Consider the following 11,993-nt stretch of genomic DNA (forward strand, 5'->3'; position numbering starts at 1 on the left):
CAAAATAAAGCAGAGTGCTAGTCTATTTCTTGCCTGAAAAGCCTAAAAAGAATCCGGGCAATCAATAGCCCTCCTCTTTAGCATGTCGCACTGCATAATAAAATATTTCTCTCCAGGGATGGTGTTCGCATGGAAGATGAAAAAATAAAGTGTGGGAAAAAGTCTTACTTATTCACCCAGTATATTGGAACGCAAGTCCTAGATCTTCGTCGCTTCAAGAGGGATCAGATTCTGATGTACCTGATGGGCGTCTGCTTCTTCTCGGTGGGCGCCAAGTGCTTCATCATCAGTCAACTGGGAACCGATCCCCTAGACGTTCTGATCATCTCGATAGATAAAATAGTTATGCTCGGAATGGGCGTGTGTTCAGCTATCGTGTCGCTGTTTTTTCTAATATGGTGGATGCTCTGGAACAAAAAACCCCCTCCGATCAGTCCATTTATTACCACAACGCTGACAGGCCTGCTGATTGATCTCTGGTCGATACTGGGGCTCGGAGAGTATTTGACCGTCAGAATGAATGAGTACGCCTTATTGGCGACGGGGCTGATGTTATGTGCCTACTCATCTGCATTGATCATCATGAGCGGCATTGGTATTAGAATCATGGACCTGGTGGTACTGACCATGGTATCCAAATGGGGCTGGTCATTCACTAAAGCCAAAATGATCATTGAAATCGGTATCTTTTCGACCGGCTGGCTTTTAGGCGGTCCCTTCGGCGTAGGAACGATTGCATTCTTGTTGGTGATCGGTCCTCTTATCCAACCCTTTATGATGATGAACACCAGGCGCTTATCACTCAAGAATTACGGATTGATCCGCGCTTCGTCTGCTTACTAATAACAACAGAGTGACCGCCACCTTTTGGCGGCGGGATTGTTTCGCCTCGATTTTTTAACCGATGAATACTGATAGCAACTTCCGTGATGAGGAGTGAGAGATGGACACTACAAAAAATAAAAACTGGACCCTGGAAAGCACCCCGGCAAAATTGGAAGAAATACTCCCCGGGGGCGTCGTAAAGTGCCATCTTTCCCCGCGAAATTGTGTCATACAGGAGGGCAAGGTAGGCTTTTGCAAAGTGCGCGGAAACCGGGGGGGCCGACTCGTTACGTTAAACTACGGGAAAGGTGTTCACAGCACCGAAGAGACGATTGAAACCGAGGCGGTCTTCCACTTTGCGCCCGGCGAACGAATCCTCTCCCTGGGCAACATTGGCTGCATGCTCAACTGCGGCTATTGCCACAACTGGAAGACCTCGCAGGCCAAGTATGTAACCGACAAAGACGTTTACTACTATACCCCCGAGCAGGTTGTGGAAACTGCGCTCAAGCACGGAATACGCGTCATTTCCTGGACATATAACGATCCGGTGGTCTGGCATGAGTTCATCCTTGACACAGCAAAGCTGGCCAAGGAAGCGGGCTTGATCAACCTCTATAAATCAGCCTTTTTTATCAGTGAAGAAGCCATTGATGAATTATTGCCGGTCATCGACATTTTCTCGATTTCACTCAAATCCATCTCTCCCGAATACTACCGAAAAGTCACAACCGGCTGGGTAGAGCCAGTCCTGGCCGGCATCAAGAAGGTCTACGACGCCGGCAAATACGTTGAAGTCAGTACCTTGATGGTGACCGACATCAGTGACGATGAGGACACCGCCAGGAAAATCAGCCAGTGGGTACTGGATGAACTGGGTCCGAATGTACCCCTGCACTTCGTAAGGTTTCACCCCGATTACAAAATGAGTAACAGCATCCGCACCCCTGTGGACCGACTCCTGAAGGCTCGGGATGTCGCTAGGAGCATGGGCGTCGAGCACGTCTACTTGGGTAACGTGAATGATGTCGAGGGCACCAATACCAGCTGCAATAACTGTAACGCCCTGCTCGTCACTCGCTACGGCTTGAACGCTGAAATCATCGGACTGGACAGCAAAGGTTGCTGCTCTCAGTGCGGGCATGATGCGCATTTCAAATTGCTGGGCGAACCCGAAGCGAACACAGTTGTTGAGCTGCGTGAGGAGGCTTTGACTGATTACGAGAAGCGAAAATTCGAGTGGCACGGGGATATCGTATCGCTGCACGCCCAAGTGCTGAATACCGAAGACTTCGAACAGACTGTGTACCTGCGGCGTAATTATACCGACGGGCACAACAGCGATTGGAAATCGCTGACACTGCGAGCCCATGAAAGCTATCGATTCATTATCGCCAAGGCACGCATCGATGAATCAGGCCCTGAGGTCTGGCTTCCCAAGGGGGTGAACTCTAACCTTCATGAAGTATTCGACAGGGCTCACTTCCCAACCGAGTCGATTGAAGAGATTGGTATCTCACAGAATGACATTACCCCGACCATTGGTTATGAGGGCAAGCAGAACATGTATGAGCAGGTCATCAAAATGGTCAGCCAGTCATGAATGTGTCTACTGAAATACTTCATATCAAGGTGGATGATCGAGAGGCTCACCCCTCCGTAACACCTATTTATCAGTGCAGTGCTTTCAGTGCGGACTCGGCGTTCTTCTACTCAAGGAAGGCCAATCCCAATGTGACCGAGTTGGAACAGGTTGTCGCGGCTCTGGAAGGCAGCGAATACGCCTTGGCCTACAGCACTGGGATGAGCGCCATTTACATGGTTCTGGAGCTGTTGAAACCGGGTGGCTCGCTGGTGATCAACACATTCATCTATGGCTGTTCCTATAAGTTGTTTCAGAGGTATGCGGCGCGTATCGGTGCGCAGCTGACGATCCTGGACCTCACCACAGAAAATGGCTTGAAAGCTTTGCCAGCGAACGTGGACATGGTCATTTTTGAAACACCGACCAATCCTTTCCTGAAAGACATCGATATTCATGCGGTCAGCAAGGCCGTTAAGAAAAACAATCCACAGGCCTTGGTGGTCGTTGATAACACCTGGGCCACCCCGATTTATCAAAAGCCGCTGAACTTTGGCGCCGACATTTCACTGTACAGTGCAACGAAATACTTCTCCGGGCACAGCGATGTCATGGGCGGCTTGGTGCTTGTCAACAATGAGATGATCTATAACCGTCTCCTCGAAGGGCGCTTTTATTCCGGCTCGATATTAACCCCCAATAGCGCATGGTTGCTTCGTCGAAGCATGCAGACGTTCAACCTGCGAATGGAGAAACACAGCCGTACCACGTCCAGCATGCTCAACTACCTGCGAGAACTGCCTTTTATTGAGAAAGTTTATTATCCGCGGGTCGATGGCAAACAATTGACCGGCTATGGCGGCATCGTGTTCGTTGATATCCGGCCCGACTTGGTTGCCTTCTACAAAACATTCACCGGTGCGCTCAAATGGTTTGGCACAGGCACAGGAATGGCCTGCGTTACTTCGATGGTTGCGCAGCCCTTTAGTGGTAGTCATGCCTCAATGACCGATCAGGAAAAAGCCGACATGGGCATTGAAAAAGACTTGGTTCGATTGTGCTTTGGTTTGGAGGACCTTGAGGATCTTAAAGCCGACCTGCTGCAAGCATTCGAAGCCACGGAGAATAAGGTCAATCAAACAAGCTCACTCAATCCTGCGTAACGGGTGTTAATCATCAGCCACGAGCCTTAAAAGGGCTCGTGGCTTTTTTTAATGGAGCAGCGAAATTGTCCAGCGCATTCGAAAACACGATATTCGAAGACCCCATTCTGAACGTTATCCACCTTCTAAACTCCATTGCCCAGGAAAACCCGGAAGCCATTTCCCTGGCTTCAGGTCGGCCGGATGATGAGCAGTGCGACCCCGCGCTCATCGACAAGGGGTTGACCCGTTACCAACAGCACGTCGCCAGTGCTGAGCAGTCACTTGCAACACTGCTTTGCCAATATGGAAAAACCGCTGGAATCATCAATGACATCCTTGCCGACTATTTGCAGGTGGATGAAGGGATAAAAGTTCTTAACCCTGAAAGCATTGTGGTGTGCATGGGCTTTCAAGAAGCTTGCACGTTGACGCTCTTATCCATCTTTGAGGGCGGCGGTATTTTATTAGTGCCGGACCCGGTGTTTTCCGGGATTACGGGAATTGCAAAACTGCTAAGAATAAAAATCCTACCCGTGCCCATGGCTATCTTTCTCAACCCCACTGCCCTGCGCAAGGTAGCTGAAGACCTTGAATCCAGAGGGGAAAAAATCAAAGCACTGTATGCGATTGCGGATTTCAGCAACCCCACCGCTGACAGCCTTTCCTATCACGACAGGCGAGCGATGCTGCGTTTAGCCAAGGAAATGGATTTTTTCATCCTCGAGGATACTGCCTACAGCTACTTCAGATACGAGGGAGAGAAAATTCCGTCGATGAAGTCGATCAACAGCAGCCGAGTGTTCCTGCTGGGCTCATTTTCAAAATCGATTTTTCCGGGCTTGCGCATGGGCTATGTGGTCGCCCCAGAAGGCGACGGGGTTATGCCCTTCAGCACCCGGCTGTGTAAGGCCAAAAGCCTGGTCACGGTCAATACCCCCGCCCTGTGCCAGGCTGTTGTCGCAGGGTTACTGATTGAGAACCATTATTCGCTGAAAGGGTTGAACCAACCCAGAGTGTTGTCTTACACAGACAAAAGAGACCACATGATTAAATGCCTTGAGCGGCAATTCCAACTCAAGGCTGATGCCCGAAGAGCGATCGCCTGGAATCATCCGGCAGGCGGCTTCTTCATCAATGTGCACCTGCCTTTCGTCTTTGGATATTCTGAAATGTGCGAATGCGCCAGTGACTTCAAAGTCATTGTGTTTCCCACTTCCTTGTTCTCACTGACGAACGACGCGGTTACCCAGGTGAGGCTGTCGTTTAGTAATGCGACAGCGTCCGAGGTCACACAGGCAATAGACCGTTTCAGGGCATACGTTGAGTTTAAAATGCCCTGAAACAACCCTCTTACGCTGCCGTGGCCAGCATGACGCCAGTGGCTACTTGGTAGGCGCCCAGAATCGTGATGGTTGCCCCAGAAAGGTAGTTGATCAACTTGAGCTTTGATTGGGCGATCCTGGCCTTGAAAATGGAGGAGAAGCCGCTCAGTCCGAGCCACCAGGCAGCCGAGCCCAGAAAGATACCTGTCACCATGGGCAGCACTGAGTGCTGACTGCTTTGATCACTGACCATGCCGTCACTCAGCGCGGCGAATATCGCGATAAACGATAAGATCGTCATGGGGTTCGACAGGGTCAAGAACAGCGTGGTCGAGTAGGCTTTGAACATGTTGGCACGCTCACCCGCCATGGCGGTTGCGCCGCCCTTCGATCGTATCGTTTGATAACCAATGTAGGCGAGGAATACCCCGCCGAAAATGCACAACCATGGTTTAAAGCTAATGAGCGTTGCGATGATGGCCGTGACACCCAAAGCCCCAATAAATCCATAGATCGAATCAGCGGTGGCCGCCCCCAACCCTGTCGCGAAACCGGCTCTCCAGCCGAGCATGAGACTTCTCTGTATGCACAACAGCCCAATGGGTCCCACGGGCGCTGCAATGCAAAGCCCGATGACCATTGATTTAACGAAAATCAACATAAATGCACCTCCTGAATGGGTACTGAAAGGTTAGGAGAAGTGCATTTTTTTAGAAATTAATTATTAATCTTCGTCACGCCATATCCCTCAGTTTTGCATGAAGTACTTTCATTCCGCCTTCATTATTAAGGCAAAGCAACACCCCGACGCTCAGACAGAACAATCCACGCAAATTGCTTGTTGGAGGTTCACGGAGACCGACCCTCTACACCCTGAGGATTGAACTGAGTTTTTCACGCGCATAAAAAAACGCCGCTCAATGAGCGGCGTTTTTTTGAATTTGGAGCGGGAAACGAGACTCGAACTCGCGACCCCGACCTTGGCAAGGTCGTGCTCTACCAACTGAGCTATTCCCGCAAATGGCGTCCCCTAGGGGACTCGAACCCCTGTTACCGCCGTGAAAGGGCGGTGTCCTAGGCCACTAGACGAAGGGGACACGCTGCCCGGAACACATGGTGTGTGTTCCAGTGCCCAGATCCGTACCCGAAGATATCGATTCTGGTTTCACTCAGTCTTGCCCGAAAGCAACACTGTTTAAAATTGGAGCGGGAAACGAGACTCGAACTCGCGACCCCGACCTTGGCAAGGTCGTGCTCTACCAACTGAGCTATTCCCGCATTGGCGTCCCCTAGGGGACTCGAACCCCTGTTACCGCCGTGAAAGGGCGGTGTCCTAGGCCACTAGACGAAGGGGACACACGTACAGCATTCACTACTTAATGGCGTTTAGCTGAGTGCTTTACGCTGTAAGTGGCGCGCATTCTATGGATGGATTGGGGGGTCGTCAACCCCCAGATATAAATTTATTTAAATCAATGACTTCGCCCGGTTTAGGGTGGTTTCGCAATTTTTGCCCGTCCGATCCCTGACGCCTATATTCTGCCGTCCGCCAAGACGTTATAGTCGCGCCCGACAAATAGTGGCAATGTGCATCCATCCCCGTCGTGTTTCATATAAGTAGCACGACGCCCGTCTAATGTCGTTGCACGGGCCTATGCGCTTAAAAGCCAAGCCACTACACTCATCACATGCGCATCCCATTAAAGAGGTCTTACCGGTGACACCACTCATGATCACCCTGCTCGTCGTAGCCGGGATCGCACTGTTGATCGCCATTGGCTACATGAACCATGTGGTGGAAAACAACAAGCTGGAAAAGGCCCGCACCAAGGTTGAACTCAACGACCGCCTGCGTCGTTGTGGCGAGATCACCGAAACCTTTCCCGGCCAGTTGATGACCCCGGCCCTGAAGTTGCTGATGACGCGCCTTGAGCTCAACGTTTGCCAGCGCTTGTTGAACCTGGAGAAAACCAATACCGCGATCAAGGTGCGCCTTGATGAACTGAACGCATTGGCCGCCCAGGGCGAATCGATCCCGGTGAACAACCCGCCGGCACCGATCCAGACCGAAGCCAAGGCCAAGGACGTACGGTTTCTGCTCGAGGCCATGCACGGCCAGATCACTCGCGCCGCCCAGGACGGCTTTCTGCCAGCCAACGAAGCCAAGCGCTGGATCCGCGAAGTGCGGCACATCCTGGTCCTGCTGCACATCGAGTTCTTCAACAACCTCGGCCAACAAGCCTTGCAACAAGAACAACCGGGGCAGGCCCGCCTGGCGTTCGAACGCGGCGTGCAGTACCTGCGCAAACAACAGGAACCACAGGTCTACGCCGAACAACTGGCCTACCTGGAGAAACTCCTGGCTCGCGCCAACTCCATGGTCCTGGCCAAGACCCAACCCGTGGAGGGCGAAGTCAACCAGTTGACCGAGGGGCTCAAGGAAGACGAAGCGGACGCGGACTGGAAGAAGAAGAAGGTCTACGACTGAGAACTCAGCCGGATAGAACCCCATTGCGTGGCGAGGGAGCTTGCTCCCGCTGGGCTGCGTAGCAGCCCTAAAAGAAGTGAACGCAATCTTCCTGACACACCGAGTTGTCTGGTTTTGGGGCTGCTGCGCAGCCCAGCGGGAGCAAGCTCCCTCGCCACAGGTTGTGTATCGAACCCTTGACGGTTCACAACCTGAAATGCCCCACCATCCCCTTCAGTTTAACGCCCAACTGCGCCAGTTCTATGCTGGACGCGGCGTTGCCCCGCATTGCCAGGGAGGATTGGTCGGCGCTGGCCCGAATGCTGGTGACGCTGCGGTTGATCTCTTCGGCAACCGAACTCTGCTGCTCGGCCGCCGCCGCGATCTGCTGGTTCATCTGTTGGATCAACGACACCGCCGCCGCAATGCTGCCCAGCGCGCTTTCGGTCTGCAGTGCATCGCTGACCGCCATTTTCACCAGCTCGCCACTGCTCTGGATCTGCTGCACGGAGGTCTGGGCCGCTGAGCGCAAGGCGCTGACCAAGCGCTCGATTTCCTCGGTGGACTGTTGCGTGCGCCTGGCCAGGGCTCGTACTTCATCAGCCACCACAGCAAAGCCGCGGCCCTGCTCTCCGGCCCGAGCGGCTTCGATGGCAGCATTGAGCGCCAGCAAGTTGGTTTGCTCGGCCACGCTCTTGATCACACTCAGCACGGTGCCGATGTTCTGGATCTCGGCGCTGAGACTTTCGATGCTGGTACTGGCCGACGTGGCCGAATCAGCCAACTGTTCGATGCGCACCATGCTCTGACGGACCACCTGCTGGCCGCTCTCGACTTTATCGTCGGCGGTCTGGGCCGCTTGGGCCGCTTCTTCGGCATTGCGCGCCACGTCGTGCACAGTGGCGGTCATCTGGTTCATGGCCGTAGCGACCTGCTCGGTTTCTTCTTTCTGGCTGCTGACTTCCAAGTTGGTTTGTTCAGTCACGGTCGACAGCGATTGGGCCGAATTGGCCAACTGTTCAATCCCCGCCTGCAAGCCACTGACAATACTGCTCAGGCCCGCGCCCATCTGTTGCATCGCCAGCATCAACTGGCCAATTTCGTCCCGGCGCGTCACTTCGACCGTTGCGCTCAAGTCACCCGAAGCGATCTGCTGCGCGACGCGAATCACGCTACGCAGCGGTGCAACGATCAGCCGGGTAATGACCCAGGCCGCGATCAACCCCACCAACAGCGCCAGGGCCGACGAACCGATGATCAGCAGGGAATTCTTTTTCAGCTCGCTGCGCATCGCACCGTCTTCGGCACCATAGGCTTGGTCAACCCGCTCCACGACTTGGGCGGCACGCTCGTGCAGTTGCTGGTAGACGACTTTTTCCTTGGCCAACAGGTCGGTGTATTCGGCCAGTTGCTGGTTGAACCCAGCAATGTGCCCAGCCACTTCGTTAAGCACGGTCTGGTAACCCGGGTCCGTAACGGTGGTCTTGAGTGCTTCAGCCTGTGTCATGGCCTGCTCGGCCTGTTCAATAGTGCCCTGCCCGGCCTCCTCACTGCCCTTGCGGCTCTGGTCCAGACGGACCCGCGCTTCGTTCATGGCCTGCAGCATCAACCGCGACACTTCGCTGATCTGGTTGGCCTGCTCGATAAACTCGGCGCCCTCCTTGCCTTGGGACTCTTTCAAGTTATAGGCACCATCATCCGCCAGACCTGCCTGCAGCACATCCAGGTTATTGGCGACACTGGACACCGACCAACTGGCCATCTCCAGCGCAAGGTCCTTGCTCTGGCTCAACCCGACAAACTCGTCGAATGCTTTGCGATAGGCCGCCAGCGCCTGCTCCACGTCACTCATCACCGGGACATTGGCAGACGATTGCGCCTTAAGCTCGTTTGCCAGAGCAATCAACCCATCGACACCCTTACGCAAGGCATCGGCGGTTTTAGGATCGGAGCGCAAGGCGTACTCCTGCTCAAGGAGCCGGACCTTGAGTAACCCGCCGTTGAGGGAGGACATCTGCTTCAACCCCTCAAAACGATGGCTGATGGTCTGTAGAGACCAGACTCCAATGGCTGCGACCACCGCAGTTAGCAGCAGCACCAGGACGAACCCGATGCCCAGTTTCTTTGCCATACCCAGGTTGGCAAAACTTCCTTGCACGGCCGAAATCATTGCGCTCAGTCCTCTGCCAGTGTGTGTTGATGCAGATTCGCAACGAGACGCCCCGCAGCACAAGATGCCGGCGTCGGAATAATGGCAAAAAGCTACAGCCGCGTCGTTTTCAGGACACTCAAGGTCGATCCAGAGCCGAGGCCCGGAAGAACGCTTGCGCCCTGGGGTCCAGGGCATAGGCCACATTGATCCGTAACCAATCACTGCTGGCACCCGAGGGGCTGAAGGCAGTACGCGAAGACAACTGCACGCTGAACCGCTTGGCCAAGCGTTGTAATGCAGCGTAGTCACATATGGGTGGACGTGCCCAGATGAATAGTCCGCCGACCGGTTTGCCAAAGACTTCCCAGTCGGCATCTTCAAGCACTTGCAACACAGCGGTCATATCACTATTCAGGCGTTGCCGCTGGCGTTGCACCAGTTTGCGATAAGCACCATTGGCCAACAGGCTGGCAAGCACCGACTCACAGAACCGCGACCCGCCCATACTGGTAATGCCCTTGACCTCGCTCAGACGCGCAATGATGGACGGCCCGGCCGCCACAAAGCCGACTCGTAACGAACTGCTCAAGGTTTTCGAGAAACTGCCCAGGTAGACCACGTCGGCATCCAGCGCTGCCAGCCGGGTCCGCGCTGAACTCTGGAAATCGGCATAGACATCGTCTTCGATCACCAGCATCGCGTGTTTTTTCGTCAGTTCTAGCAACCGCTGGGCCACAGCCGGCGCAAGGCTGCTGCCAGTGGGGTTGTGGCAGGCGCTGTTGACGAACAAGGCACTGGGTCGGTGAGTCGCCAGGAGGGACTGCAGCGCATCGACGTCCGGGCCACGCGGCGTCCTGGGCAGTTCGAGCATGTCGATTCTATGCAACCTGAGCAGGTCGAACAGCTTCGAATAGCCGGGGCTCTCCACCACGACGCAGCATCCCGGCTGCAACAGCGTCCGTACAATCAGGTCCAGGCCATGGGTGGCGCCAGTCGTGGTCAGGATCAGGTTTTTGTCGGCGTCGATATTGCGCTGCTTCAGGCGACGGGACAGTTGTTCACGCAAGGCCGGCAACCCCAACGGCGTACTGTAGTTGAACAGCCCCGCCATATCGGTACGGGTGACCTGACGGATCGCGTAACCCAGGTCATCGCTTTCACGCCAGCTTTCGGGTAGCCCGCCACCCCCCAACTTCAATGCCCACGGCGAGCTGTCGGTCAAATGCCCGTGGATTGGCAGCGCGTCTTGCGAGCGGTTTTCGTCGATGGACTCGTGCCTGGGCGAAGGTGACGGGGCAACAAAAAAACGTGAGCCATGACGGGACGCCAACAGCCCTTGGGCAACCAGGCGTTCGCACGCTTCACTGACACTGGATTGACTGAGCAGATTCTCCCGCGCCAATTGCCGGATGGATGGCAACCGGGTTCCCGGTTGCACCGCATCCTGTCGGATCCAGCCCGCCAGCGCGTCGACAATCTGCTGCACGACGGGCACCAAGGCCTGTCGGTCGATTCTCAATTCCATGAGTAACCAAGCTCCTAAGCGTTTGTTTTCTTTCCGGAAACAGTTAAGCACAGGCCGCCGTCAGACGATGTACGACAACATCCCCAAAACAGCTGATTCTCACTCTTTGAAACACATTGATCGCCTGGCCCGGGGAGTTTTTCGCCGCCCAAGAAAAAGCCCGCAACCAGCGCGGGCTTCGTCCTACAAACTGAGTTGCCTGCCCTCAGAACGCCGTGACGCCACCGTCCACCGCCAGGGAATGGCCCGTGGTGAAGGCCGCGCCATCGCTGCACAAGTACAGCACAGCGCTGGCGATTTCCTCGACCTTGCCGATACGCCCCACCGGGTGCATGGCGTTGGCGAACTCGCCTTTTTTCGGGTCCGCCTCATAAGCCCGACGGAACATGTCAGTGTCGATCACCGCCGGACAAACCGCATTCACGCGGATTTTTTTCTTCGCGTATTCGATGGCCGCCGACTTGGTCAGGCCGATCACGGCGTGCTTGGAGGCCGCGTAGATGCTCATCTTCGGCGCCGCCCCCAGGCCGGCCACCGAAGCCGTATTGACGATGGCTCCACCGCCCTGGGCCAGCAGCAATGGCAATTGGTATTTCATGCACAGCCAGACACCCTTCACATTGACGCCCATGATCGCGTCGAACTCATCAAGAGTGCCGTCGGCCAGCTTGCCCTTTTCGATCTCGATCCCAGCGTTGTTGAAGGCGTAATCGAGACGACCGTAAGTCTTGATCACCTCGCGCATCAAATTCTGCACATCGCTTTCCAGGGTCACGTTGCAGCGCACGAACACTGCCTCCCCGCCCGTCTCACGAATCAACTGCACCGTGCCCTCGCCGCCCGCCACGTCCAGGTCGGCCACCACCACCTGCAGGCCCTCTGCCGCGAACGCCTGGGCCGTGGCGCGGCCAATGCCCGCAGCTGCGCCGGTAACCACGGCGACCTGTCCGGAAAACGTCATGCTCATTGTCAATT

The 11,993-nt window shown here is 54.9% G+C and carries 9 protein-coding genes, 4 tRNA genes and 1 pseudogene; 5 read left to right on the top strand and 9 right to left on the bottom strand.

Features of this window, described 5'->3' with window-relative positions; translation table 11 throughout:
• Positions 1 to 129 precede the first annotated feature (129 nt).
• The 4 genes from QNH97_RS20525 to QNH97_RS20540 all read left to right on the top strand — a co-directional run bounded on the left by QNH97_RS20525 (position 130) and on the right by QNH97_RS20540 (position 4,892).
• A complete protein-coding gene (locus QNH97_RS20525; protein ID WP_283553658.1) occupies positions 130 to 843 on the top strand; it encodes a YczE/YyaS/YitT family protein in 714 nt (237 codons plus the stop codon).
• A 100-nt stretch (positions 844 to 943) separates the two neighbouring features.
• Positions 944 to 2,428 (top strand): AmmeMemoRadiSam system radical SAM enzyme, encoded by a 1,485-nt coding sequence (gene amrS, locus QNH97_RS20530; protein WP_283553659.1) that lies wholly within the window; start codon positions 944 to 946, stop codon positions 2,426 to 2,428.
• A complete protein-coding gene (locus QNH97_RS20535; protein ID WP_283553660.1) occupies positions 2,425 to 3,570 on the top strand; it encodes a PLP-dependent transferase in 1,146 nt (381 codons plus the stop codon). Before amrS ends, QNH97_RS20535 begins: the two co-directional genes overlap by 4 nt.
• Positions 3,571 to 3,635: 65 nt before the next feature.
• A complete protein-coding gene (locus tag QNH97_RS20540; RefSeq protein ID WP_283553661.1) occupies positions 3,636 to 4,892 on the top strand; it encodes an aminotransferase-like domain-containing protein in 1,257 nt (418 codons plus the stop codon).
• 10 nt (positions 4,893 to 4,902) lie between these two features.
• Here the strand turns inward: QNH97_RS20540 and QNH97_RS20545 are convergent, their stop codons facing one another.
• From QNH97_RS20545 to QNH97_RS20565, 5 genes are all read right to left on the bottom strand, one after another.
• Positions 4,903 to 5,535, bottom strand: a complete 633-nt coding sequence (locus QNH97_RS20545; RefSeq protein WP_135846515.1) for a LysE family translocator — start codon at positions 5,533 to 5,535, stop codon at positions 4,903 to 4,905.
• Between the two features lie 281 nt (positions 5,536 to 5,816).
• Positions 5,817 to 5,892 (bottom strand) — tRNA-Gly (locus QNH97_RS20550).
• A gap of 3 nt (positions 5,893 to 5,895) precedes the next feature.
• Positions 5,896 to 5,971 (bottom strand) — tRNA-Glu (locus QNH97_RS20555).
• 105 nt (positions 5,972 to 6,076) lie between these two features.
• A tRNA-Gly gene (locus QNH97_RS20560) sits at positions 6,077 to 6,152 on the bottom strand.
• A gap of 2 nt (positions 6,153 to 6,154) precedes the next feature.
• Positions 6,155 to 6,230, bottom strand: a tRNA-Glu gene (locus QNH97_RS20565).
• A 373-nt stretch (positions 6,231 to 6,603) separates the two neighbouring features.
• Between QNH97_RS20565 and QNH97_RS20570 the strand changes: the two genes are divergently transcribed.
• Positions 6,604 to 7,362 carry a hypothetical protein gene (locus QNH97_RS20570; protein WP_283553662.1) on the top strand — a complete coding sequence of 253 codons (759 nt, stop codon included), beginning with the start codon at positions 6,604 to 6,606 and terminating at the stop codon, positions 7,360 to 7,362.
• 184 nt (positions 7,363 to 7,546) lie between these two features.
• Here the strand turns inward: QNH97_RS20570 and QNH97_RS29600 are convergent, their stop codons facing one another.
• The 4 genes and pseudogenes from QNH97_RS29600 to QNH97_RS20585 all read right to left on the bottom strand — a co-directional run bounded on the left by QNH97_RS29600 (position 7,547) and on the right by QNH97_RS20585 (position 11,985).
• Entirely contained in the window at positions 7,547 to 8,428 is an 882-nt protein-coding gene (locus QNH97_RS29600; RefSeq protein WP_502944550.1) for a methyl-accepting chemotaxis protein, read from the bottom strand.
• 27 nt (positions 8,429 to 8,455) lie between these two features.
• Positions 8,456 to 9,697, bottom strand: a pseudogene (locus QNH97_RS29605) (methyl-accepting chemotaxis protein); the annotation flags it as partial.
• Complete coding sequence (locus QNH97_RS20580) at positions 9,630 to 11,018, bottom strand: aminotransferase-like domain-containing protein (RefSeq protein ID WP_283553664.1); 1,389 nt, start codon at positions 11,016 to 11,018, stop codon at positions 9,630 to 9,632. The pseudogene QNH97_RS29605 and the gene QNH97_RS20580, both read right to left, overlap by 68 nt.
• A gap of 205 nt (positions 11,019 to 11,223) precedes the next feature.
• A complete protein-coding gene (locus tag QNH97_RS20585) occupies positions 11,224 to 11,985 on the bottom strand; it encodes an SDR family oxidoreductase (protein WP_283553665.1) in 762 nt (253 codons plus the stop codon).
• Positions 11,986 to 11,993 lie beyond the last annotated feature (8 nt).

Source organism: Pseudomonas sp. G2-4 (assembly GCF_030064125.1).
Taxonomy (GTDB): domain Bacteria; phylum Pseudomonadota; class Gammaproteobacteria; order Pseudomonadales; family Pseudomonadaceae; genus Aquipseudomonas.

Coding starts and splice junctions, on each gene's coding strand:
- QNH97_RS20545 (WP_135846515.1), bottom strand. CDS start 5,535: ATGTTGATTTTCGTTAAATCAATGGTCATCGGGCTTTGCATTGCAGCG.
- QNH97_RS20525 (WP_283553658.1), top strand. CDS start 130: ATGGAAGATGAAAAAATAAAGTGTGGGAAAAAGTCTTACTTATTCACC.
- QNH97_RS20570 (WP_283553662.1), top strand. CDS start 6,604: ATGATCACCCTGCTCGTCGTAGCCGGGATCGCACTGTTGATCGCCATT.
- QNH97_RS29600 (WP_502944550.1), bottom strand. CDS start 8,428: ATGCTGGCGATGCAACAGATGGGCGCGGGCCTGAGCAGTATTGTCAGT.
- QNH97_RS20535 (WP_283553660.1), top strand. CDS start 2,425: ATGAATGTGTCTACTGAAATACTTCATATCAAGGTGGATGATCGAGAG.
- QNH97_RS20580 (WP_283553664.1), bottom strand. CDS start 11,018: ATGGAATTGAGAATCGACCGACAGGCCTTGGTGCCCGTCGTGCAGCAG.
- QNH97_RS20585 (WP_283553665.1), bottom strand. CDS start 11,985: ATGAGCATGACGTTTTCCGGACAGGTCGCCGTGGTTACCGGCGCAGCT.
- amrS (WP_283553659.1), top strand. CDS start 944: ATGGACACTACAAAAAATAAAAACTGGACCCTGGAAAGCACCCCGGCA.